The 26,106-nt window shown below is 36.1% G+C and carries 23 protein-coding genes; 1 reads left to right on the forward strand and 22 read right to left on the reverse strand.

What is annotated here, in order from left to right:
* Nucleotides 1–127: 127 nt before the first annotated feature.
* On the forward strand, nt 128–2,707 hold the full coding sequence (locus EV200_RS13905) for a hypothetical protein (RefSeq protein ID WP_132533622.1): 2,580 nt from the start codon (nt 128–130) through the stop codon (nt 2,705–2,707).
* A 139-nt stretch (nt 2,708–2,846) separates the two neighbouring features.
* On the opposite strand, the gene EV200_RS13910 is transcribed toward EV200_RS13905, so the two are convergent.
* The 22 genes from EV200_RS13910 to EV200_RS14015 all read right to left on the reverse strand — a co-directional run bounded on the left by EV200_RS13910 (nt 2,847) and on the right by EV200_RS14015 (nt 26,105).
* On the reverse strand, nt 2,847–3,686 hold the full coding sequence (locus EV200_RS13910; protein ID WP_132533624.1) for an OmpA/MotB family protein: 840 nt from the start codon (nt 3,684–3,686) through the stop codon (nt 2,847–2,849).
* Nucleotides 3,687–3,744: 58 nt separating this feature from the next.
* Nucleotides 3,745–4,407, reverse strand: coding sequence for a DUF2461 domain-containing protein (locus EV200_RS13915; protein ID WP_132533626.1), 663 nt, complete (start codon nt 4,405–4,407; stop codon nt 3,745–3,747).
* Between the two features lie 140 nt (nt 4,408–4,547).
* Nucleotides 4,548–4,943 (reverse strand): DUF983 domain-containing protein, encoded by a 396-nt coding sequence (locus EV200_RS13920; RefSeq protein WP_132533628.1) that lies wholly within the window; start codon nt 4,941–4,943, stop codon nt 4,548–4,550.
* Between the two features lie 3 nt (nt 4,944–4,946).
* A complete protein-coding gene (locus EV200_RS13925; protein ID WP_132533630.1) occupies nt 4,947–5,219 on the reverse strand; it encodes a hypothetical protein in 273 nt (90 codons plus the stop codon).
* Between the two features lie 97 nt (nt 5,220–5,316).
* Complete coding sequence (locus EV200_RS13930; protein WP_165877934.1) at nt 5,317–6,633, reverse strand: DUF4302 domain-containing protein; 1,317 nt, start codon at nt 6,631–6,633, stop codon at nt 5,317–5,319.
* 16 nt (nt 6,634–6,649) lie between these two features.
* The gene (locus EV200_RS13935; RefSeq protein ID WP_132533634.1) at nt 6,650–8,029 is read right to left on the reverse strand and encodes a zinc-binding metallopeptidase; all 1,380 of its coding nucleotides are present in this window, start codon (nt 8,027–8,029) and stop codon (nt 6,650–6,652) included.
* A 2-nt stretch (nt 8,030–8,031) separates the two neighbouring features.
* Nucleotides 8,032–9,492 carry a RagB/SusD family nutrient uptake outer membrane protein gene (locus tag EV200_RS13940; RefSeq protein WP_132533636.1) on the reverse strand — a complete coding sequence of 487 codons (1,461 nt, stop codon included), beginning with the start codon at nt 9,490–9,492 and terminating at the stop codon, nt 8,032–8,034.
* Nucleotides 9,493–9,502: 10 nt separating this feature from the next.
* A complete protein-coding gene (locus EV200_RS13945; RefSeq protein ID WP_229676840.1) occupies nt 9,503–13,123 on the reverse strand; it encodes a SusC/RagA family TonB-linked outer membrane protein in 3,621 nt (1,206 codons plus the stop codon).
* A 344-nt stretch (nt 13,124–13,467) separates the two neighbouring features.
* Nucleotides 13,468–14,646, reverse strand: coding sequence for a FecR family protein (locus EV200_RS13950; protein WP_132533640.1), 1,179 nt, complete (start codon nt 14,644–14,646; stop codon nt 13,468–13,470).
* A 64-nt stretch (nt 14,647–14,710) separates the two neighbouring features.
* Nucleotides 14,711–15,304, reverse strand: a complete 594-nt coding sequence (locus tag EV200_RS13955) for an RNA polymerase sigma factor (protein ID WP_132533642.1) — start codon at nt 15,302–15,304, stop codon at nt 14,711–14,713.
* A gap of 158 nt (nt 15,305–15,462) precedes the next feature.
* On the reverse strand, nt 15,463–16,005 hold the full coding sequence (locus EV200_RS13960) for a DUF420 domain-containing protein (RefSeq protein ID WP_132533644.1): 543 nt from the start codon (nt 16,003–16,005) through the stop codon (nt 15,463–15,465).
* A gap of 72 nt (nt 16,006–16,077) precedes the next feature.
* Entirely contained in the window at nt 16,078–16,773 is a 696-nt protein-coding gene (locus EV200_RS13965) for an SCO family protein (RefSeq protein WP_132533646.1), read from the reverse strand.
* The gene (locus tag EV200_RS13970; RefSeq protein ID WP_132533648.1) at nt 16,773–17,120 is read right to left on the reverse strand and encodes a cytochrome C oxidase subunit IV family protein; all 348 of its coding nucleotides are present in this window, start codon (nt 17,118–17,120) and stop codon (nt 16,773–16,775) included. The genes EV200_RS13965 and EV200_RS13970 overlap by 1 nt, the downstream gene beginning before the upstream one ends.
* Nucleotides 17,121–17,144: 24 nt before the next feature.
* Nucleotides 17,145–17,852 (reverse strand): cytochrome c oxidase subunit 3, encoded by a 708-nt coding sequence (locus EV200_RS13975; protein WP_132533650.1) that lies wholly within the window; start codon nt 17,850–17,852, stop codon nt 17,145–17,147.
* 31 nt (nt 17,853–17,883) lie between these two features.
* A complete protein-coding gene (locus EV200_RS13980; RefSeq protein ID WP_132533652.1) occupies nt 17,884–18,450 on the reverse strand; it encodes a cytochrome c oxidase subunit 3 in 567 nt (188 codons plus the stop codon).
* A 16-nt stretch (nt 18,451–18,466) separates the two neighbouring features.
* Nucleotides 18,467–19,375: a heme o synthase gene (gene cyoE, locus EV200_RS13985; RefSeq protein WP_132533654.1), complete on the reverse strand. Its 909-nt coding sequence runs from the start codon at nt 19,373–19,375 to the stop codon at nt 18,467–18,469.
* A gap of 12 nt (nt 19,376–19,387) precedes the next feature.
* Nucleotides 19,388–20,446 carry a COX15/CtaA family protein gene (locus EV200_RS13990; protein ID WP_132533656.1) on the reverse strand — a complete coding sequence of 353 codons (1,059 nt, stop codon included), beginning with the start codon at nt 20,444–20,446 and terminating at the stop codon, nt 19,388–19,390.
* An 82-nt stretch (nt 20,447–20,528) separates the two neighbouring features.
* The gene (locus EV200_RS13995; RefSeq protein ID WP_188754120.1) at nt 20,529–22,409 is read right to left on the reverse strand and encodes a cytochrome c oxidase subunit I; all 1,881 of its coding nucleotides are present in this window, start codon (nt 22,407–22,409) and stop codon (nt 20,529–20,531) included.
* Between the two features lie 23 nt (nt 22,410–22,432).
* Entirely contained in the window at nt 22,433–23,668 is a 1,236-nt protein-coding gene (locus EV200_RS14000) for a cytochrome c oxidase subunit II (protein WP_132533668.1), read from the reverse strand.
* 72 nt (nt 23,669–23,740) lie between these two features.
* Nucleotides 23,741–24,964 carry a quinol:cytochrome C oxidoreductase gene (locus tag EV200_RS14005; RefSeq protein ID WP_132533670.1) on the reverse strand — a complete coding sequence of 408 codons (1,224 nt, stop codon included), beginning with the start codon at nt 24,962–24,964 and terminating at the stop codon, nt 23,741–23,743.
* A 15-nt stretch (nt 24,965–24,979) separates the two neighbouring features.
* Complete coding sequence (locus tag EV200_RS14010) at nt 24,980–25,597, reverse strand: c-type cytochrome (RefSeq protein WP_132533672.1); 618 nt, start codon at nt 25,595–25,597, stop codon at nt 24,980–24,982.
* Nucleotides 25,569–26,105 (reverse strand): DUF3341 domain-containing protein, encoded by a 537-nt coding sequence (locus EV200_RS14015; protein WP_029286947.1) that lies wholly within the window; start codon nt 26,103–26,105, stop codon nt 25,569–25,571. The genes EV200_RS14010 and EV200_RS14015 overlap by 29 nt, the downstream gene beginning before the upstream one ends.
* Between the last annotated feature and the right edge of the window lies 1 nt (nt 26,106).

Here is a 26,106-nt window from a genome sequence, read left to right on the forward strand (position 1 = left end):
TCCATTCCTATTCATTACTTGCCTGGGGTTTTCCATTCATTTCATTCATAGCTGCATTTGTTACTCAAATCATTTCTGCTATTGTTAAAATTTGATGACATTAGCGTAGTCATCATCTCTATAATTAATGAACTCAAACGAACTCCTTATTGAACTCAGGAAGTTTGTACTTACAAAATCAGGATTGAGAAATATTGATCCAGCTCATTGTAAGGTAATTTCTGAGTACGTATTCCAGGAAACGAAAAACTATGTTAGTGAAACCACTATCAAGCGTTTCTTTGGTTTTGCAAACACACTGCATAAATTTTCTTTGTTCACATTAAATAGCTTGTCTCAATATGTTGGCTACTCAGACTGGGATGCTTTCAGGAGAGACAAAAAAGATAATATCACTGTTACCCAAAGCTTATGGCAAACCTTAAAACTAAAGGCAAAGTCCATTACTGACGCTTCTCTGGTGATTAAGAAAAACAATTCAGGTGTGCCATTTGAGTTTACAGCAAAACGAAGTTTCTATTATCCCGATTTCGATTACTTTTTAAAGAATAATTATCAGTTTGCTACGGTAAGTGCGCAGCCAGGCCATGGTAAATCCATACTAATGGCTCATTTAGTGGAACATTTTTTTCATTCAGAACAAGCGCTTTATAAAAATGATATTGTTTTATTGATCAATTCAAACGTAATCATGTCTACTATTCAGGCAGGATTAACGCTAAAAGAATGGTTTGCAAGAGAATTTAACTTTGGGAGTGTGAGTGAGATGATCACTTATTTAAAGGACAATCCCCTTCAAAAAGAGGGACGATTTATCATTATTATTGACGGAATAGATGATTACCTGGCCAGCAGTAACAGATTTAAATCATTTGTAGACTTCCTGTATAGCATTGAGGAGAACAACTTTTTAAAGACGGTAATCAGCGTAAGAACCCATACCTGGATCAATCTTCAACCAGCATTAACGGGCTCCGCTTTTTTAACCAAATCATGGTATACAGGTGTATATTACGATGAGGAAACTTTATGTAATGTTCCACCGCTCAGCACTAAAGAAATTTTATATACACTTAGCCATATTGAAAAAAAACTGGTAATGATAGATGATATCAGCCAGTCCTTAATTACACAGCTTAAAACCCCTTTTTGGCTACAGGTTTATTTTAAACTTTCAAACGAGATCAAAAATCTGGAGCTTGAAGATCCATTATTGTGCTATGAGTTAATCAATTACTTTCTGGAGAAAAAAATCTTACTAGCCAAAAAAAGTACTGAAAAAATATTCTTGTTAAAAAAAATTACCGAACACATATCTATAGGTAACAAGGGGTTGCGGGTGGCTAAAGAAAATGTACTTAGTTATATAGACAGCTATCCCGATGCATATGAAGAACTACTGTATACCGGAATTTTAATTGAAGAAAAGCGATTAAGTACAGTTGTACCGACGGAAATAGTTCGTTTTCTAAATAATGATATTTATACTTATTTCGTATTCATACAAATTACGGAGAACTTTAAATATAAGTCGAGCAAAGCTTTTTTCGAATACATCCTACAGAATTTTGATCCCAAAACGGCATTAAGAAATAACATTCTGAATTGGTCTGTAAGGTTTTGCGTGAACAGAAACGAAATTGCCGAACTCAAAAATATTTTAATGTTGCCGTTCACCAATGAAGAAAAGAACAAAGCCTTCGACTTCATCTGCAGCGTTGCAAAATATGAGCTAAGTAAGTCCAATTCCATGTTTAATAAACAAAGCATCGGGCAGGATTTTATCGACCTCATGGCTTCTGGAAGAACCATGAGCAAGTTATACAAGGAAACGATCAAGAACATTTCTGATAATGTGCTGAATCAGGATATACAAATCATGTTGCATATTATTGAATGTAATATTCTTTTAATTGATATTGATAAGGCTTCATTGGTGAACACCATGCAATTATTAAAGCGAAACTATAAGAGACTGAATGAACTTTTCCCAATAAACCCTTATGATTTAATCTTATACTTTTATAACAACCTCATTAATAAGCCAAATGAGGGCCGCTCATTTGAAGATAAAATCATTAAACTTTGCCATCAGATAGACCAGAGTCCACCATTAAGGAATGAAGCACTTACCACTACAGAAATACTTTGCTATCGCCTGGTTTTACTTACCCTGTTTACACAAAAAAATTATGCAGAATGCCATCGGTTTATTATGGCAATCCTGAATAAATATCCAAATATTTTCTACATCAGGAATTCTGTATTCTCTCCATTTTTATTAATTCATTTAGGTCACACCTATCTTAAACTGAATTATTATAAAAAGGCGCAGAGAATTGTTGATTTTGTTGATAAAATCATCAGAAGTGATTACACTTACTACACGCCATTTATTTCGGTTGGATTTTTTATTTTCAAAGCCAGTTTTTACAATTGCATTCACAACTATGAACAGGCAGTTATTGAAAGCGATGAAGGGCTAAAAATAGCAGAAAAAGAAGATTTTAAAATGTTAGAAGTGACACTGTACCTATTAAAAATAGATTCACTTAAACATACTGATGTATCTGAAGAGGTATCCAATATCATCAAGCAACTGCTAAACTTTTTATCCTATCATAAAATTTCCATGCCCGATTATACAAATTTAAACGGAGGAGATTTTGAGCAAACATTTAAAGTGTTAAAATCATATCGAAAATAAAATAATCTATGTCATAAACACAAAATGTCATCCTGAGCCTGTCAAAGTACCATTAAAAAATTTCCTTAACGGTATTTCGACAAGCTCAATATGACAAATCTTGATATCAATTAATACTTATGATACAACATTCAATCTTTTATTTGATCAGGTTGTAAAGCTCATCCAGTTTTGGCGACAGTACAATTTCTATCCTTCTGTTCTTGCTTCTACTTTCAGCAGTATTATTTGCACCCAGAGGTTGAAATTCACCTTTTCCTGTAGCCGTCATCCTTACACTTTCTACTTTTTCATTTTCAGTTAAATAACGCACAACAGATGTTGCCCTGAGCACGCTCAAATCCCAGTTATCTTTAATCTGACCCAGGTTATTAATTTTTTGATTATCAGTATGACCTTCTACCGCGATATTGATTTCTGGCTGTTGCTTTAACACATTAGCCAGCTGGGTTAAGGCTTGCTTACCTTTTTCATCAATAATGATACTTCCCGAAGGGAATAAAAGTTTATCTGTTAAGGAAACGTATACCTTACCATTTTTAATTTCTACTGTTAAACCATTTTTCGTAAAGCCTAATAAAGCCTGTTGCAGTTTTTCTTTTAATGAATTGGTAGCTTCATCACGTTTACGCAACACTTCTTCTACTTCTTTTAAACGCTTTTCCCTTGCAGCTAAATCACCTGATAACTTGGTTATTTCGCTAGTCGAATTGTTTTTAAGTTTTTTGTAATTGGCATCAACTTCATTATAGTTATTCTGCAAATCCCTCAACTCCTCAGCCATCATCGTGGTATCCTTTTTAAGCCTCGAGACTTCTTTATCCAGATTTTCTATTTTAACCAGGCCTTCATTAAAAGCGGTGTATAAAGAATCTTTACTACCTAACAATGCCTTATACTTTTTGGGCGAAAGAACCACACATGATGTTAGGGATGAAATAAACAATAGAAGTGCAAAAGCTAAAAAGGTATTTTTCATTTTTTAGTGTTGAAATTTATTTGAGTAAAGAATATTAAGTGTTATGCCCCCTTGAAGGTTATTGGTCAATAGCATTTCGTAAAAATGCAACTAATGGTTTAACAGTTGCAAAAGAACTTATCAACTTATTAACGAGTTCAGGCTTAAAAAATTCTTCATCATCTAATTTCATCGTTGCTTCGAAACTTTTGAGTTTTAAGTATTCAATGTTTGGATCAGCGGGATCGTAACCCTTAGGCGCATTTTTTAAGGCATTTGAAGTGCCTAATTTGAAATTGCTTTTAAAATCTTTATGGTTAATGATCTCTTTAAAATCACTGATATTATAATCAATCTCCTGTCTGATCAGTTTAACATCTGGTGCATCAGGCATCCAATAACCCCCGGCTATAAAGCTATTGCCCGGTTGAATATGCAAATAATAGCCTGGTCCGTTACCCCCCTTGCTTTTTGCAGAGAACCAGATTCCAAAGTTATTTTTATAAGGGTCTTTATTTTTGCTGAAACGAACATCACGGTAAATGCGCATTAGGCTTTTCTTGGCATCAGTATCTGCAGAAATGAATGGATCTATTTTGGCAAGTTCAGGAATAAGCGCAGCAACCATATTTAAAACGTCTTGCCTGGCATCCTCATATTTTGATTTATTCTCGGCGAACCATTCCCGGTTGTTGTGGCTGGCCACATCTTTTATGAATTTTAAAGTTTCTTTCTTTAACATAGGTGAGGTATTAATCTGGTAAGCTGTGAAGGTGGTAAGGTGTAAAGGTGGTTATCTGGTCAGATGGAGAGTTGGACTTAATTGATTGAATAATGAGCTATCAACATCTCACCAAACCTACAACTAACCAACTTGCTTCCTTACTTATCGTAATATGGCTTATACTTGATATTAGGCGATAAGACATGTAATAATATCATTCGCGAATACCGGTAATTAAAAGGATATAAAATAAAGCATCCCGCAAAAATGACAATCAGATAATGCCAGAAGGTATCATCTGTTAAAGGACCAAAGATGAGGTAAGTAACAAAACTGGCGATGAGCATTTCAATCACATTCATCGCATAACTCACATACATGGCCGCATAAAAATAGCCAGGTTCTATTTCTATCCTTTGCGCACAATGACTGCAGACTATTTTTGTATGCTGAATATTCCACCCGTACATGCTGCCTGTAAAAACATCACCCCTGCGGCAATGCGGACATTTACAATGTACAATGGCGTAAATTTTTGATGTTTGTTCAGCCATGTGTTAATTCAAATGAAATGGCTCCTTCTTCATTTCCAGATGAATATTTTTCTTACGATATTTTTTATACCAGACTACACCTACAACAATAGCCATTAAATATGGAATGGCTAACAGATAAAGCACACCTGTATTTAAACCGGCAGAAACAGTGTTGCCATTTTTATTACCTTGCTCTGCGTTAATGCTGCACATGGCACATTGTGCATTCACCTGTAACGTACTACCGAAATTAAGTAGGGCTAGAAATAAGACGAAAATAATTTTCCTTTTCATGTTTACAAATATAACGATTTAACGAATGGAGGGAGTTAAAAATTATGTCATAAAAAAACCCTCGCTGTTGGGCGAGGGTTGAAAGCATAAACTTAACTTATTGTAAAGAGCCGGAGAATGTAAAGTTTGGATGTTCTACACTTTTAAACTGACCTAAGATCTCACCAGTTGTTGGATTTGTAAAATACGCCAATGTGAAAGTATCTGCATTAATGCGTTGTGTAGTGAGTGGTGCCATTTGCGTTACAATTAAAGCAGCATTCCCAGTTGGTGCTGATGCTGTAAATTTGTACACACCTGCTGTGGTTTTATTAAAAGTATACGGAAAATCTGCAACAAACCTATTTGCACCCTGATAAACATCTGCACTTAACAACATGGTATTGTTTATGGTATTAAAATTAAAAACCATTCGATCTAATCTTAAATTATATCCAGATGCCAATGTACCTGCCGCAGCCGCTGCTCTTCTTGTAATAAACTCTGTTCCCCACCCTGGGTAATTCGTACCATTTGGAACGATAATTTCAGAATATTGTATACCCAAAAGTAAATGTAAAGGATAAATTGAAGTTGTTGAGGAAACGATTTCCAGCCTTGCTCCACCCACTGTGGTAAAATATACCTGCTTAGCCGGATCCCAGGTGAGTTCACTAATGGCTTTATCTTTATATATCAAAGGCTCTTTAAATCTTATTCCTGTTAAGGTAAAAGCAAACCCGGTTGAAGTCGTGTTTACGCCACCATTACCGTTATCCCAAATAAATGTAATTACTTTTTGGAGGTAGTTGATAGAGGTTTGAACTTTTACCGCATCAACCAATGTAAAATAGAGGTTGCTGTTAGCATCAATATAACCTACAGATGTCAGGATAGCATTCAATAAACCTTTCTCATTATAAAGTTTTTTTTCAGCTGGCGTTGCTTTTACTAAAACCAACTTACTTTTTAAAAGCTTACCCGAAAGCATAATCGAATCACCCACTTGTTTATCGAATGTAAACTCAAAATCTGAAAAAACACCCCACCCGGCAACACCTCCAAAAGTATTTGGATCAGGATCAGCCAGAATATGCATATAATTGTAGGTATCAAATGATAATGTTGGATTTTGGAGTGCCTTGATTCGATAGGTACTTTCCATGCTTTCGCTGGCAGGATCAGAATCTAAATCAGCGTACATGCTTACCTTATTATCTTTTGTGAAAGTAAAATAAAAGGAATAGCCACCACCACCTTCGGGATATAAAAATGCTTTCCAGCCGTTTGTACTCCCGGTTAATTCATCATTATACTTTGTTATGGCAGTAGAAACCCTTTCTTCAGGTCTTTCGCCATCAATCAATACCTCTTCCTTTTTACAACCCGTAAATAAGGCAAGAGAAAAAAGTGTATATATTAATATTTTTTTCATGTTGATTTCTCTTAAATTATTGCCCCATTGTTCCATAAAAATAGGAGTTAGCGTTTGTGGTTTTATAAAATGCGCCTAATGAACCCAAGTATCCTATTTCGCCAGGTATAATCTGATTAATCCAGTTAGCCCTGAATGACCCCGTTGAAAAGTAACTATTCACCCCTGCCATTCTTGCATTAATTACCCCCATGTTACTGTAGGGTACAGGATCCACAGCTGGAACTGTAGCGGTAGGTTGTGTTGCATTTAAGGTAAAAGTAGTAGTTCCGGTAGATGCATTTAATGCCAAAGTATAGTCAGCATCGGCAGAGTAGGTTGTCGTACCAGCAGCATTTGTAAAAGTATATCTTAAAGTCATCAGATTAGTAGCTCTAAAAGTCATTTTAAAATCTTTAAGTACAAACCCGCCAGCAGCCATAGAATTTCTTGCGGCGTTCCACAACCCTAAAAATTCAGCAGATTGATTTGGATCCGTGGTTGGGTTCGAATATAATGTAGTATAGCCTACACCATAACCAGTTAACCTTGATAAAACAGGGGGAGACACCTTAAATAATGCCTTTTGAACTTCCTTCTGTAACTGATAGAAATCAATATTAAATGCAGTCTTAAAATAGTCTACCACATATTGTTCTTTTTTCTTCAATTTAACCTGAGCATCTGCAGGTGTTGTGGCTACAATGGCATTATATTGTACCCTTCCCATCATCAACATATTTGATGACTGCTCGGCAAAATCTTCTATTGGCGATACCCTGGCATATTGTGTAATGAAACCCAAAGAATATGCTTCAGAAAGCGGTCGTTGAGTCCAGTTTGCTTCATAACCACCACGAGATACCGTTTGATATTCCGGAGAAAAATCAACCGTTTGATTTAAAATGTGTGTGTATTCATGTTGAATCACCTGGATCATCTGTTTTACAGAATTGATATTGGTTTTATCGAATGAATTAATAACATAAAGAACAATTTTACGTCCACCTTCGGCAGTACCTAAAGTGATTGATCCATTACTATTATATTCTGCACTACCAGCTAAAACGAATTGTTTAGGGGAGATTTTTTTTATAAAATCTCCTCCTCCGGCAACTTCGTATGGCCTGATCCACACATCCCGAACCATTTCCATTGCAGGGATTACCTGTTCTACTAATGGAGGAGTAATATTCTTTCCTGAGGCCAATTCAAATCGGTCAAATCGGTATTTAGTTTCAATATTATACGGATTCAAAAAGTTTTGATCTAACCAGATATCAGTCGAATTTTTATCTTTTATTATATTTTGGTCTATCGCATCCAGATTGGCATTTAGCTTAGATTCCTTTTTACAGGATGCGAGGATTGTAAGCAGGACTAATGCAACAAATCCATATTTAAATGTTTTCTTCATAATTATCTTGGATTTTGGTTAATACCAGAAAGTGTAACCTGTGTAGGCAGTTGAAATAATCTTCTAGGATCATTAGCCGTAAGTTCGATGGTTGTAAATGAACCATTTACAGCGTAAATTCGATGTGTTACCGGTATTTTATACCTTAAAATATCAAACCAACGCAAACCTTCCTGAGTAAATTCTTTTTTCTTAAAATCAAGGATAGTTGCAATTAATCCTTCTTTCGGATCAGTAATACCATAGTAAGCAGCAATTTTAGCCAATGTTACCGCATGGATAGTAGCACTATAATTTAAAATCCTGGTACTGGCATATGTATTTAAATCCTGTAATGCCAGTGTATTTTGTCCTGATGATGCATAAGCTTCTGCTCTATTTAATAACGTCTCATCTGCTGTAAGTACAGGAACTATAGTGTATGGTTCTCCAATGGTGGCGTTAGGACTCGTTTTTACAAAATATTCCTTCCATTTAAGCATACTATAGTGGGGTTGCCCATAATAAGCTGATTTATACGACCAACGGGCACCAGTTACATTATTGGTAAAAACCTCATTATTAATCACCTGGCCATAACCAAAACGGGGAGTAAGGGTTCTTGCCCAAGAAGAGGCCGTTTCAATTAATAATAAAGTAGAAGGCTCCGAAGCTTGTGTAAAATACAGGTACATCTCATCAAGGGTATAAGTGTTATATCGAGTATTCCACGGCCTCAAAATGTTCGCAAATGAATTTCCAGGAGATACGGCACTGGCATATTGAATTACTTTATCATAATCTTTTTTAAACAAAAAGAATCTGGCGGCAAATGCGTTACCGGCTGAAATATTAAAGTGATATTTAGGAATTTTATATGCCGTGTTCTTTAAAAGAGGCAACCCTTCTGTTAAGTCTTTTTCTATATTCGCATATACGGATGCAACAGTACCTCTAGAATATTGGCCAACTACAACCTTCTCTGGCGAGGTTACATACGGAATTCCAGGAGAATCATTGGCGGTACCAGCTTCATAGGTTTTTGAGAAAAGAGTAACCAACATAAAGTGAGCGTAAGCTCGGGCAAGTAACGCTTCGCCTTTATAAGGTAAATAAGCCGTTTGATCAGGTACCTTACCAATAGCCTCTAGTGCTGCATTAGCAGCTGCAATAGCAGTATAACAGGCATTCCAGTAATTAGTAGGTGTATCTTCGGTATAATTGTCGTTATCTCTCCAATTGTAAGGAAAAACAATTTCCCTATTTTCATCACCTATACCCGGTCCTTTATCTTCTACATTATCTGATGATGTTTCCGTAAAAGCAATATAATTCCCTTCCGGATAAGCACTGGTTAATAATTCTGCTACTTTATCAACTGAATTTAATTGCGTTCTTTGATCTGGAGATTGCTCTAAAAACTTCTTGCATCCCAGGTTTGAAAGAAGAGAAAGGGCAACAATAGATATAAATATTTTTTTCATGATTTTTTATTTAGAATCCTACTTTTAAAGACAATGTGAACTGACGCGGTATCGGCAATGCAACACCACCTGACCCGAAGAATTCTGGATCTTGCCCATTCAACTTTTTATCCGAATAAATCAAGAATAAGTTGTTACCTACAGCACTTATTGAAGAATTGGTTAACCCAAGTTTCTTAGTATATTTTGAAGGGATGTTGTAGCTTAAGATGACTTGTTTCATTCTTACAAAACCTCCATCTGCTACACGTTCAGTAGAATAATTATAATTATTATAGGCATAAACACTTCTAAAGTCAACGGCTTCAAGTGCATCCAAAATAGAAGGCACATTAGTTTTAAGCTCATCCCCCTGCATTTCCCAACGGCTTAAGAAAGCTTTAGGCATAGCATCTAAATCGGTATAACTGGTTTTGAAGGCTGGAGCAAGACGTACCTTATTTCCTGCAGCAAAAGTAACCAGTGTAGAAAGTGTAAAATCTCTATACTTAAATGTGTTTGAAAAACCACCAGTGTATTTCGGATCAATTGGTCCTTCATATTTTAAATACTTAACCACATTGCTCTGCAAATAAACATCGCCACTAACCACACCCTCGTTATTCAGAAATTTCGGAGAACCATTTACCGGATCTAATCCCTTGAAATCGATTGAAAATAAACCGCGTTGGGCATAACCTTCCAAAGCACCACCATCTGGCCCGATTAAGTCAAAAATTAATGGCTGGTTCTTAAGATTTGTGATTTCATTTTTATTGTATCCAAAAATTAATTGTGATGACCAGCTAAAGTTACCTGTCTTTAAAATTCGGGCACCAAGAGATGCTTCTATACCGTGTGACTTCATATCTGCATAATTGGCTTGCTTCACTGCTTCACCACCTATGCCACCATTTCTAAATTCTCCTATTAAATCAAAACTCTTTCTTTGATACGCATCTACAGTAAGTGTTAATCGATCACTAAATAAACCTAAATCTAAGCCAAGATTTAGCTCATTAAGTTTTTCAAATGTTAACTCAGAATTCTCTAGTCCATCTATATATAATTTGGTTTCTTTTTCCGGAATGTACGGCCTGCGTGTAGCCATACTTCTCAACACAAGACTAGAATTTTGCGCTGTACCCATACTTGCAACTAACCCATAAGTAGCACGAAGAGTAGCCCGATTAATTACCTTTTTAATCCGCTCAGATTGCATAAAATTTTCTGTATCAATATTCCATGCACCAGATACATTCCAGGTAGGTAGCCATCTTGCCGTAGGTGATTCGCCCAGAAGATTTGATCCGTCATAACGCCCTGTAGCGTTAATACTGTATTTTCCTTTATAAGAATAAGCCCCTCTTAAAGAATAGTTTAAGTATCGTTCGTAACGATAACCCATGCTGTAATAGTTAAAACCACCTTCTACATTTGACTTTACGATATTTGGATCGATAAACGGAATACCTCCCTTATCATATTGGTACCCATATCCGTCAAATACTTTATTCTGACGGTTGATGTATCTCATTTCCTGAGTGGCAAAAAAGTTGACTAAATGGTCTGCATTAAAAGTTTTATCATACTCCAAACTGTTCCTTACATAATAATTAACAATATTATCATCATTGGTTTTATAGAAACCACCATAAGGCAATACACTAACCGGTAGCGCATTTGGATCATCAGGATCGCGGTATAAAAATTTATTGTTTGATCTAACCGTTGCATCATTTGGACTTATACCCGCACGGTAAGCCTCAGCCATATTGGAGTTTTCAGTAATTTTATGTTCCTGACTGGTTTTAGCATAACGATATGCGCCATCAAATGAATACTTTAAATCCTTTGTGATTTTATACCTTACTCCGCCCTGAACCTTAAAATCAATTAAATTAAGCTCTAAAGTATTATTTTCAAGTTCATGTAAAATATTGAACGGCGCATAGTTCTGGGTAAAAAATTCTCGGTTTCCATTTGTATCAAAGGCAGTTAGTGCACGGCTGGTATTAAGCGAATAACTGAATGGGTTAATATCAAAATCGCGATCATATGTTCCATAAACCGGATTACCGTTTCTACCCAATGTACCTGGGGCTTTTTGATCACGGATTGATCCTTGCGTAATGAGTTCGATACTTAATCTGTCATTAATTTCAAAGTTTCCACGAACATTGCCTGTAAAACGTTTCACATTATCGCCAACAGTCCAACCATTATCCTGCAAATAACTGGTTGATGCATAAATCTTTGATTTTTCAGTACCTGATGAAATTCCTATTGAATGTTCCTGCATAAAAGACTGTTTGAATAAGATATCAAACCAATCTGTATTGGCATCCGCATAACGTTGCAAATATTGTTTTTGACTAAGTGCATCATTCTTTAATCCATATGTTCCTGTTGCGGCATCATACTTATACATTTCATTGTACATTTTAGTAAACACGCCTCCATTTGCACTACGTGATGAACTTGAATGATTTAGCCAACCCTTATTTTGCATTTCCAGATAAACATTCATCTGATCTGCAGAATTTAAAATATCAAAATTATCATATGAGGGTTTCATGTAGCTGGAGAAGTTACCTGTGTAAGAGATCACGGGCTTACCTTGAGTATTTCTCCCTTTTTTAGTTGTGATGATAACTACCCCATTCATTGCTCTTGCACCATATTGTGCAGTAGCAGCTGCATCCTTTAAAATATTGAAGCTTTCGATGTCATCAGGATTTAGCCCGGCTACTGAAGATCCAACCAGAGTTGAAGGATCACCAGTGGATAATTGTTCGTTGGAAATGTTTACAACATCTTCAAGAATAATCCCATCTACTACCCATAATGGCTTATTATCTCCGGAGATCGAAGTTGCACCACGAACGCGGATTTTTGGTGCAGCACCAAATGTACCTGATACGTTCTGTACGGAAACGCCGGCAACACGCCCCTCCAGCATTCTGCTAACGTCATTGATACCATCTCTTTTTACATCAGATGCCTTAAGCGAGGTGGCAGCACCTGTAAATAACTTTTTATTCAGATCCTGATAGCCGGTAGAAACTACATTTACCTCACTAAGCTGTTCAGCATCTTCCTCTAAGGTTATATTTATAAGTGTCTTACTTCCAATTTCAACCTCTGTTGATTTATATCCAACGTAGCTAAAAACTAAAGTAGCCCCCTCCTTTACTGTGATTGCATAATCACCTGATGAAGTAGTAGAAACAGCATTTGAGGCACCTTTTTCTCTTACACTAACACCAGGGAGCGCATTACCACTTTTATCTTTAACCTTACCTATTACCTTTACGGCAACAAAATAATCAACTACTTTATCTAAGATGGATTTATCTTTTGGCTTGATCAAGATCGTTTTATCTTCAATGGTATAGCTTAAATCCTTACCAGCAATAATCTTAGCCATCACTTCTGCAATGGTTGATTGATTAAAATTAGCATTGAATGTAGTGGTACTTTTAATCTTATTGGTTGATAATAAAACATCGTAACCAGATTGCTTTCTGATTTCTTTAATCATTCTTTCCAGTGTTACATTCTTTTCCTTCAATGTAACAAGCTGGCCAAACGAAGCTGCACTAACCTGCATCAGGGAGGCAAGTAATATGACCGTAATTAACTTCATCATCAATAGCAATTTAGGTATGTAGCGGCGATGCGTACATAAAATTCTTATATAAATTTTGTACATTTAATAGTCTGTTTTTTAGCGATACACACTTATTGTTTAAGCGCATAATGTGGTATCGTGGTTATTCAAGAAATAATTGATTTTTTTGATCGATTCCGGTTTACCGAAATAGCCAGACAGCAAAATTAAAGGGGTGTTGCAAGCACTCCTTTTTTATTTCGTTGGCTTTTCGAACATCAGGGGTATTGTCGAAGTTTGTACATAGTTGTTGGTTTAGGTTAAGGTTGATAGTTAGTAATATTTTTATAGATAAGAGTTAGTTATGCCCTCATCTTTATGCTTTAATCTTTGTAAACAATAAGCTTATTGCCTTGCATCTCAAAACGAACCTCACCGGTCTGTTCAAATTTGTGTAACACCTGAGAAATTTTATCAAATCTGCTCACAGTTCCATAATACATCACATCTTTAGCTTCTTCGTCAGCGTATTCAACTTTGATATTGTACCACCTGGATATCTTACGTAGGATACTTTCCTGTTTTTCGTTATTAAACATAAAATACCCTTTTTTCCAGGCAACAGATTCATCAGTGTCCACTGTATTTATTTTAATTCCCTGCGCTGATAATACCGATTGTTCGCCCGGTTTTAAAACCTCATATTCAGATGTATTAGTGAGTGAGGAAACTCGGACACTTCCCTCTAACAACGTTGTTCTGGTTGCACGTTCATCCGTATAGCTATTAATATTAAAGTGCGTACCTAACACCTCTAATTTTTGCTTTTCAGTTTCCACAACAAAAGGATGAGCGCTGTCTTTAGCCACTTCAAAATATGCTTCTCCTTTTAATTTTACATTTCTTGTTGTGGCATTACCAATATTTAAAGGATATTCAAGTGATGATGCAGCATTTAACCATACATCGCTACCATCTGGCAAGTGTATTTGCCATTCACCTCCATTAGGTGTTGTAATCGTATTGGTTTCATTCTCACTAGCCGACAAATCCCCATTCACAACATTATAAACTAAATGGCCACTAGCTGTTTTTGAAATAGATAAGCCAGCTTCTTTAATCAGATCCCCATCAGCCACATCACTTAATGAGATTTTTTTTCCATTGGCTAGGGTAAGAATCGCCTTGTTCCCGCCTGGCGCTATGTCTGCGGTAAAAACATGTTGTTTTTCACGTATTTTATAAATGAATATAGATGCAAAGGCTAGAATTAACACTGCAGCAGCAGCCCATCTGAAATAAACAGAAATTGAAGTTTTCTTCGGATGTTTAAATTGATCTACAGCAACAATTTTATTGAAGACTAAATTCCACCTGTTCTGATCAATATCCATTTCTTCATCACCCACATGTACCAAATCATGTGCACTAAGCAAATTCAAAATTTCTCCACTAACAGTATCTGGGTGGTTTTCTATAAAATTGAGTAATTCAGTTTTTTCAGCATCAACCATTTGGCCTGCCTCAAACTTATTGATAAGAAATATTACTCTTTCTTCCATAGATCTGATACTAAGAAGCACAAAAGACAAATTAGGACTATCGAAGAATTATTTTTTTTTCATTTTAATGAATACCCCTGATAAAATAAATCAAGAAAAGAGATATACCATGCTTAATTAAGTTCTCACGGATACTTTTTAGCGCAATAACGAGTGCATTTTTAACAGTACTAGCTGATAAACCCAAAATTTCGGCTATTTCAGGAATGCTTTTTCCCTCTCCTCTACTTAATTTATAGATTTTCCGGCGTTGGCTGGGTAATTTATCAACTGCAGCAATAATAATTCGATTTATTTCATTAAGATGGATCGCATCAAGGGTTACATTCTCCAGTTCGGAGTAGCGGGTTTTCAATAAACCTATTGCTTTTTCCTCCTTTATTTTTTTTCTGATGAAGCTTAAGCATTCGTTTGATACGTATTTATACAAATAGGCCTTGATATTGTCAACGTGTTCAAGTTTATCACGATTTAACCAAATACGTAAAAAGGCATCTTGGATGACTTCTTCAGCAGCATGCTCAGATTTTGTGAACTTAAGCGCAAAAGATTGTAGAATAGGTAGATAATTAAAAAAAAGAATAGAAAATGCTTTCTCACTTCCTCCAACAATTTCTATAATCAGTTCTCGCTCTTTGTTACAATCCTTAAAGGCCATATATCAATTGGTCATCATTCGTTTTCATTAATTAAAGTCACGAGGGATATCAAAAGAGATATATTTATTCATCCGTATCAGGATGCCATAAACATTAGCCAATAATACATAATATTGCCTAATGTTTCACGAAAAACAAGCTAAAATTCAGAAATGTATTAATACTGATAATAAGGCGAAATCATCAAATACACCACCACACCGGTAATGGCCACATAAAGCCATAGAGGAAAGGTGATTCTTGCGATTTTGCGGTGTCGGTCAAAACGTTCTGCCAATGCCCTTACATAAGTAACCAATACCAAAGGAATAATGGCTATAGACAATAGAATATGAGTCAACAGAATAAAGAAATAAACATATTTTATGGCACCATCCCCCCCAAACTTAGTGGAAGGTGTTGTCATGTGGTATGCAATATACATCACCAAAAACAATAAAGAACAACCAATTGCCGATTTCATCAGGTTTTGATGTAAAGTGATTTTACCATTTTTAATCGCCCAAACAGCTATCACCAACAACACAGCAGTAATACCATTAATCGTGGCATAAATAGGTGGTAAAAAAGGTAGGGTGGGCGCATCTATACCTAAATCCTTTAGCTTCACCACAAACAAAAAAGCAACGGCTACAGGTATAAAGATCGAAAGAATGATGATCCACTTACTATACTTTTTTTCAATTGGGCTATTTTCCATGAATATTTTAAATCTCTTTATTTTTTGTTACTGTAATCAATCCTGACTTTAGACTAGCGACTAAAGACTCTCCTACCTGCCGTCATTAACGTTTCTTAAATACTCTGCAATAAGTACTTTTATCTCATCTTCAAGCTTTGCAGTAGCATCCGGACTATCAGTTTCGTAAATTCCTCTGATGCGATGCTGAACATCAATCAATAAAATTTTATTTCCGAAAATGAAGTGTGGCTTATCTTTTCTATCGTCTTCAATAACATCAAGCAGTAAACCATTTCTAATGAACGGATAAGTAACAGCCGTATCACCAGCTAAAAAATTCCATTGATTAGATTTTGCGTTTAGAGTTGCTGCATAATCTTTAATTTTGCTTTCATCAGACGGATCTACCGAAAGACTTACAAATCTAACTAGCGGCTTCTTTTCGTAGCCTTCAGATAATTGTTTAATGTATTTAGTAACACTGGTATTATTGGATTGGGTATAAAATAAGTTTAATACCACGATCTTATTTTTTAAAGACGCCCAGGAAACAGTGTCACCAGATTGATTAGCCAGTTTAAAATCTGGAATCTGATGATAAATAGTATCTGGTATTTGTTTCCCCTTTACAGTATGAAAAGTAGACGAAACAACTTTCTTTCCATATATGGGAAGGCTCTTATACCTATTCTTAGCAAACTGTGGCAATAAGTAAAAAAACAAAAATCCCGGTACAGCTAGAATGCTTACCAGGATTAGAAGTTTTTTGATAGAGTTACCTTTCATTAATGACTCATCATATGGAGATTTAAAAATCCTCCTTCAATTAACATTAAAACAATAAAGTACATAATGAAAATGAATGATACAGTTAGTGAAAGCTGTAAGCCTAATTTCTCATATTTTAAGTGCATAAAATAGGCAACGATATAGAAAGCTTTGACTAATGTTAAAGCAATATAAACGAAGTTTCCAATAGCATGAGACATGTAACCGTTTGGTAAAACCCAAAGGGCAACAATAAATTCAATAACAGTAATTAATAAAAGGATACCAAAAACCTGCCAGATTTTACCTTTAGATAAACCTGCATGCTCCTCGTGCCCTTCTGTATGTGCGTGATGTTCTGACATGATAATATTTTTAAAGATGATAAATTAAACCAAATAGAAGAATGTAAATACAAACACCCACACTAAATCAACAAAGTGCCAGTATAAACCAACTTTTTCAACCATTAAATAATGACCTCTTCTTTCAAAAGTGCCATTGATCGTCATAATTAAAATGATAATATTAATGACTACCCCACTAAATACGTGAAATCCGTGAAAACCTGTAATGGTAAAAAATAAGTTTGCAAACTGTTGTGCAGCAACTAAAGATACATCACCCGTAAATAAGTGCTTTAACTCTTCAGCACTTGGAATTTCACCCCACCAGAAACCTTCATGATGTAAGTGTGTCCATTCTAATGCCTGGCAACCTAAGAACATGAAACCACCAATGATAGTAGCAACCATCCACCAAATGACTTCTTTTTTAGCACGACGATGACCTGCTTCAACAGCTAAAACCATTGTTACAGAACTCATGATCAAGATAAAAGTCATGATACCCACAAATACTAATGGTGCACCAGTATCCTTAATACCTGGAATTGATTGGAAAACCAAATCCGGATCTGGCCATGTTAATTTAGAAAAGCGTTGTGCGCCGTAGTAGATCAATAAAGAGGAGAAGGTAAAAGCATCTGATAATAGGAAAAACCACATCATGATTTTACCATATTCTACCGACCACGGAGAACGGCCACCATTCCATGGCCCGGTTTTAACTTGATCTAATTGTGATACTGAATTCATTTGGAAATAGTATAATAGTTTGTTAACAAATTTAACGGTTCAAAAGTAAAAAAACATACAGATATATCCATAATATATCTATAAAATGCCAAAAAATAGAAGCAATTTCCATTCTGTAATTGCTTTTAGCAGGAGAAATATTTTTGTAGCTGCCTGCCAATGCATTAATAATCAATCCAACACCCCCAATAATGTGTAACAAGTGTAACCCTGAAACCACATAAATAAAGGAAATTGCAGCATTATTACCCACTAAAGTAGCACCGGTTTTTACCATACTGCTCCAGGCGCTAAACTGCATAACACCAAATGCTACCGCTAAAATAACTGTCAGCCATAACATATTCCGTTGAAGGCTAAAGTTTAGCTTCCGCATGGCCTTAGAGGCCAGTACAAGCGTGATGCTACTGGCAATAATAACTAAGCTGCTGTAGATAAAGGCATCAGGTAAAACTAAACCATGGCCTTTGCCTTTTGATGCGGCAAATACCAAATAATAACTGGTAAATCCACCAAACATAATCGTTGATGATACCACAAACAACCAGACAATAAATTTTCTGGGTTTAGGGTCAAATGTATCTTGGATCTTTTCCATTGTTAGAACCATAAAATTATTGGGCTATAAAATTTAATAATAAACCCAGCTGTACTGCTGGTATGTAAAAAAACGAACAAAACATCACCTTCTTTGCATCAGCAAGTTCCCTGTTCATTAATAATTTAAAGGCAAGCCAGCTGAATATCAAACCAGCAATTAATGATAAGCCACCTACATAATAACCACCGAAACCGTATAATGTTGGTAATAAGCTTACCGGAATTAAAATTAATGTTGTTAAAAATGTAAGCAATGCTGACGTTTTATCTCTTTTCTTAGTCGGTAGCAATCTAAAGCCGGCTTTTTTATAATCATCATCCAATACCCAAGCAATCGCCCAAAAGTGTGGGAATTGCCATACAAATTGAATTAAAAATAAAATTCCGGCAATGTAATAATCAATCTCATGAAACATTTCAGCTTTCAAACTTCCAAAAGCAGCCAGATAACCGATCAGTGGTGGCAAAGCACCGGGTATAGCACCTACAAAAACAGCTATAGGTGATTTTCTCTTTAAAGGAGTATAAGCAAAAGCATATAACAAAATAGAAAAGACAGAAAGTAAGCCCGTTTCAAGATTTAGTTTACCCAATAACCAGGTACCTAAAAATGCCATAAAAACACCCAAAATTAATCCTTGTCCGGTGGTCATTCTACCAGCCGGCATAGGACGATCCTTTGTTCTGGACATTAATTTATCCAGGTCCTTCTCTATAATTTCATTAAAGCAATTGGCTGCAGCAGTAACTAAAAAACCACCCACAATCAATATCAACCAGTTCCCCCAATCTATAGATGGAATATGATTTCTCCCTACCTGCATTTTCTGTCCGATCAGAAAAGATATAGACGCAGAAAAAACAACCGTAAAAGACAGCCTGAATTTGATGAGCTTAGAAAAATCTGAAAAAACTTGTTTCAACTTCCTTAAATATTATTGCTTATAAGTACTCGTCCGGTAAACCAACAAGTAGAGATAAAACTGTAAACTAAATAATAACGTAGAAAACAAAATATGCACTGCCTGCGCTGCTGGCGGAAAGGCTAAATATGCTAATGCAAATCCACTTAATAATTGTATGAGAAGCGTAACTAAAATACATCTTGCAGTTAACAGAGGTGCAGCTTTACCACTAAAACGATCAATCACCATCTTGTATACAATTGCGTTGCAAATAATCACTAAAATGGCTAAATCTCTGTGATAAGAAAATATAGCACCTAATTTTGAAATCCAGGTATCTCTTAAACCACTGGCCAATGACTTAGCAACAACATCAACAGATTCCCTTACTTCTGTACCTAAAACAATCTGTAGGATACTGATGAATACCGTAAATAACAAAAATCCTTTAAGCCAAAGTATCCGATACATAATTACCGAAGGTGTTTTGCTTAGCTGTTTAGCATAATTGTAGGTATAAATCGAAATCGCTAAAATAACCAATGCCAATAACATGTGTACTGTAACCACCCATTGTGCCAGATTGGTAGAAACTACAATTGATCCCAACCAAGCCTGATATCCAACAACAAAGATATTTAACAAACTCAGTACGATAATGCGCTTTGCACTTTTCTTGTAAGTAAAGGAATAAACAAAAGTCAGTAGCAAAAACAAACCTGCCAAAACCCCTACCAACCTGTTTATATATTCAACCCAAGTTTTGGTTGGATTAAACTCTTCAGGAATAGTAATGCTTTTATCATGTCTGATGCGATCAGCCAATTCGGCTTTACCCATACTTTCAAGATACTTCGCAAACTTTTCATTCTTTTTTAATCTGCCTTCAACATATTTCTGTTTGTAATTTGCTGGAAGCTGTGAAATATCTGTAGGAGGAATATACCGATCAAAGCACTTCGGCCAATCAGGGCAACCCATACCAGATCCTGTACTTCTTACAATACCGCCGGCAAGTATCACCATCAAAGTAACTATAATGGTGATAAAATTAATCCTGATAAATCGTTGTTCTGATCTGCTGACCATATACCTTTTTAAGTGAAAAGGGTATCTGGATAAGCAGAAACTTAATCAGATACCCCTTTTAAATTGTATGGAAGACTATTAATTAGCCTTTGTTTTCTTCAACAGGGTTAGCTAATTCCCAATCCTGCTGTATTTTTTCTGCTTCTGCATTTCCTTCAAAGTCATGAGGCAAATTAGAACTCATGGTTTGAGAGAAAGGAACCGTTTGTGGAATGAAATCTTCATCATGACCAGGTTTACTGTAATCATATGGCCATCTGTATACTGTAGGGATTTCTCCTGGCCAGTTTCCGTGAATGTGTTCTACCGGAGCAGTCCATTCCAGTGTATTGGCTTCCCAAGGATTTTGAGGAGCTACTTTACCTCTAAATATGGAGTAGAAAAAGTTGAATAAAAACGCAACCTGTGCAAGTGCAGCCATAATAGCAGCCCAGGTAACAAATACGTTTACAGTTAACCATTTCTTCATAAATTCAAACTCAGTAAAGGCATAGTAACGACGAGGTACACCATCTAAACCTAAAAAGTGAAGCGGGAAAAATACTAAGTAAGCAGCAATAAAAGTTAACCAGAAATGTAGGTATCCTAATTTCGCATTCATCATTTTACCAAACATTCTAGGGAACCAATGATAAACACCCGCAAGCATACCAAAAATAGCAGCAGAACCCATTACCAAGTGAAAGTGAGCCACTACAAAATAAGTATCATGTAAGTTAATATCCAAAGAAGCGTTACCCAGGAAGATACCCGTTAAACCACCAGAGATAAAGAATGAAACTAAACCAATAGCAAATAACATTGCAGGTGTAAAACGAATATTACCACGCCATAAAGTAGCTAGATAATTAAAGGTTTTTACAGCAGATGGTACAGCAATAATCAAGGTAGTAATCATGAATACACCACCTAATAAAGGGTTCATCCCGGTTACAAACATGTGGTGACCCCACACAATAAATGAAAGTACAGTAATACCAATTAACGAATAAACCATCGCATGGTAACCAAAGATTGGTTTACGTGAGTTAACAGAAATTACTTCAGATGAAATACCCAATGCTGGCATAATTACGATATATACCTCAGGGTGACCTAAGAACCAGAATAAGTGCTGCCATAAAATTGGAGAACCACCCTCATTTGGCAAAATGGTTGTACCCATCACAATGTCAGACAGATAGAAACTAGTACCGAAACTACGATCAAATACCATTAATACCACACCCGCCACAAGAACAGGGAAAGATAAGATACCTAAAATAGCGGTTAAAAAGAAAGCCCAGATAGGTAACGGCATTTTCCAAAGGTCCATTCCTTTAGTACGCATATTTAAGATCGTACTTACATAGTTGATACCACCCATTAAAGATGATGCCACAAAAAGTACCATACTAATTAACCATAAGGTCATTCCCATACCAGATCCAGGCATTGCCTTAGCTACAACCGAAAGTGGAGGATATACCGTCCAGCCACCAGATGCAGGTCCGGTTTGAATGAAGAATGAAGACATCATGATCACACAAGCGCTGAAGAAGAACCAATATGAAAGCATGTTTAAGAATGGCGATGCCATATCTCTTGCTCCGATTTGAAGCGGAATTAATAAGTTACTAAATGTACCACTTAAACCCGCAGTTAATACGAAGAATACCATAATGGTACCGTGAATCGTTACCAGTGCTAAATAAAAGTCTGGCTTAATACGTCCGCCTTCAGCCCATTTACCTAAAAATGTTTCCAGGAAAGGGAAGTTTTGATCTGGCCAGGCCAGTTGAATACGGAATAATATTGATAAGCCCATTGCAATAACTGCCATGATAATACCCGTGATTAGGAATTGCTTAGCAATCATTTTGTGATCCATGCTGAAGATATACTTGGAAATCAAAGTTTCCTTGTGGTGTCCATGATCAGCGTGATCGTGATTGTGTTCGTCGTGTAATGCTATTGTTGACATAATTCTTTCGCTCTGCAGTAATATTATTTATTTAAAGCCATTTGGTTAGTTTTCACAGCTGCTGAATCTTTAGCTGTTGAATCTGATGCTGCTTTTGGAGCAGCAGGAGCAACCGGCAAATTAAATTGTTTTCTTAAATCATCGTTTAAGTATGTTTTCTGTTCAGCTATCCACGTTTTGTATTCTGCATCAGAAACAACCCTTACAACTTTTTGCATGTTGTAGTGACCTGATCCACAAATTTTAGCACATAAAATAATGAACTTAAAGTTTGGATCATTCGTTTCCTGCTGCATCTGAGCAGTAGTTTTAGTTGGCGTAAATTCAAAGAAAGTTTTCATACCTGGAACGGTGTTTAACTGTACCCTGAAATGTGGCATATAAAAACTGTGAATAACATCCTTACTCGTTAAAATCAACTTCACTGGTTTCCCAACCGGAAGAACCATTTCATCAGCCATTTCATCATCACGAGAGTTAATGTCTTTGAAATCGATACCTAATTGATTGGTAGCTGTAGTTAATTTATAGTTTTTAGTACCTACAATACCGTCAGCTCCAGGATAACGGAAAGACCATTTAAACTGCTCTGAAGTAACTTCAATTTGTAAAGGCTTATGATTTGGATCTTCAACTTTGAAGAAAATTGATCTCCAGGTTAAGAAACCCATTAACACCAATACAGTTAAAACCAAGGCTGGAACAATTGTCCAGATTTTCTCAATAGTATTATTATGAGGATAGTAGTAAGCTTTTCTTTTAGCAGAATATCTGTAGATATAAGAAAATCCGAATAATAAAATGTGTGTAGCAATGAATACGATCGTAGTAATGATTAATGTTAAATTGAACATCTCATCAATTTTCTTACCATGCTCAGAAGCTGCATCCGGTAACAACATTGAACCATGAACCGTATATTCCCAATACACACCATACAAACCTAAAACAAGGAACAATGCAAATAAACTTGCATGAACTCTGTTCCAGTTGATCCCTACAGGTTTACCTTGCGCTTCGCGGCTTAATTCATATACCTTTATTGATTTACCAATAATTGCAATGAATAAACATACGGCCAGGAAAATCAGAATGTAAAAAATTACTGATTTATAAATCTCACCCATATCAACTTTCGGTGCCGCGGCAGCACCTGCTACGGATGCATCCTGCGCAAATGCGCTCGTGTTTGCAAAAACAGTAAATAGTACTGCTAAAGCTGCGGTCGTTTTATTCGTGATAAACTTTCTTAAACTCATTTTCTTAAAAGTAGTACGCTGTACTGCTAATTATAATAATAATATAAATATTTGCCCTTATAATATCACCTGCTATAGTTGGTGATGCAAACTTTCTTGTAATAATGGGTGATTCTTTGCAATCAAAGGTTTTTTACTTAACGATGTTAAGACCGTAAAGGTAAACAATCCTACGAAACCTATTGCAGTTCCGATTTCAACAATACCAAATCCATTATGACCATCTTCCACTGCACCTGGCATAATCATCTGGTAATAATCAACCCAGTGACCCAACAACACTACAATTGATACGAACAATAATTTCACATCAGTTCTTTTGTTATCTCTGTCCATTAATAATAGTACTGGAGCTAAGAAATTCATGGCCAGGTTTAAGAAGAACCAGAATTTGTAATACTCAAAACGTCTGTAGAAATAAACAGTTTCTTCAGGCATGTTTGCATAGTAGATTAGTAAAAACTGCGCAAACCATACATATGTCCAGAAAATAGAGAAACCGAAGATAAACTGACCTAAGTTATGTAAGTGACTATTGTTAACCCATTGCATGTAACCAGCTCTTCTTAATAAGATAAGAATAATAGCGATAGTTGCTAAACTGCTTACCCACATGGCAGCAAAATTATACCAACCGAACATAGTAGAGAACCAGTGCGCTTCTAATGACATGATGGTATCGAAAGCAAAAATTGGCGTAGTAAAACCGTAGATTACTAAAAAGATACAAGCATTTTTAAATCCTTTCCTGTATGATTCAAGTCCACCAGCTAAATCTTCATTATAAGATAGTTTAACAAAGAGCATGGCGAAAATGCTATACACACCTAGAAATACCACCTGACGACCTAAAAAGAAAGGCACATTTAAGAAAACCGCTTTCCCTGCAATTAGAGAATCATAGTTTGGGCTATTTGGATCAGTTAATCCATCGGCATGCCAGTGATGATAGAGATTATGTGTGTATAAACCAGCTGAAATAATTACAACCAGTATTACAGCTGCAATTGGCAAAGTTTTAGCCATTGCTTGTGGTACACGTAAAATAGATGCAGACCAACCAGCCTGAGCTACATATTGAACAGCAAGGAAAAACATACCCGACATACAAACGCATGCAAAGTAGTATCCCATAAGCAACAGGTTGGCAAAAGTACGCTCATGCATTACTTTATCTCCAGCAATAAAACCATAAGCAACAGCAGCGATACCTAAAGCGATACCAACTATACTTAAAGTTTTTACTTTTCCTGTAAACTCAAATTGTTCACTAAAATTAATATTGTGAGTTCCCATTTATATTCTGCTTTACTATTGTCCTTTTTGTAATTGTTGAACATACATCACTACTTTCCAACGATCTATTGGTGTAATTTGTGAAGCATGCGAGCCCATGTTATTTACACCATAAGTAATGGTGTGATAAATTTTACCAGCAGTAAGATCTACCATGTTGCCTCCTCTTGATGAAGCACCCGTTTGATAAGCAGGAACACCGCTAAATTTCTCAATTTTCACTAAGTGTCCTTGTCCATCACCCTTATCGCCGTGGCAAGGACTGCAAAAAACGGTGAACAAATGTTTACCAGCCGCCAGGTTAAGCGTATCAACTGTTAACGGGTTAACCATACTTACACCTGCCGCTTCATATCCTTCTTTTGTATTAGGATACTCATCATATTCTGTAAAACCTACAGGTTTCGTGTTCGCCGGTGGTATCTGAGCCGCGTGACCTTTAAAACTAGGTACGTGGGTAGTATCAACTGGCTGATCCGGATTTAAAGCAATCGGATCATACATATTCCTGGCATATTCTAAACCAGTACTGCGTTTATCTTTACAAGCGGTGAAGGTAGTTGCAAAAGCAATAGCTAAAAGCGCTGTACAAACAAATTTATTCTTATTCATAGCTAATGTACTTCCTTTCATTATACTTTACTTCTAAAGCACCTGCATCTTTTAATAATCCATCAATTACAGTATGTGCTGCATTATCTTTAGCATCAATTGCGATCACAAAACGATCATCAGTTGCACGAAGATCCATTACTCTTGGAGCCCTTCCTGGAAACAAATGCGTAGATGCATAATAGGTTAATACCATACCGAAAGCACAAAATAGTACCGTCAACTCGAACATTATCGGAATAAAATCTGGTAAGGCAAAAGATGGCTTACCACCGATATTTACTTTCCAGTCAATCACCGCACAGAAATAAATCAATGCAAATGCTGCGCAGGTTCCGGTAATACCAAAGCAAAATGCTGCGATATCAATCCTTGATCTTTTAATTCCCAATTTGGCTTCTATTCCGTGGATAGGCATTGGGGTGTATACATCATGAATGCTGATGTTATTTTCCTGAAGCTTTTCGATGCCATGCATCATTTCATCAGGATCGCCAAAACTGCCTAAAATATATTTGATATTACTCATT

Origin of the sequence: Pedobacter psychrotolerans (assembly GCF_004340665.1) — a bacterium.
Classification (GTDB): domain Bacteria; phylum Bacteroidota; class Bacteroidia; order Sphingobacteriales; family Sphingobacteriaceae; genus Pedobacter; species Pedobacter psychrotolerans.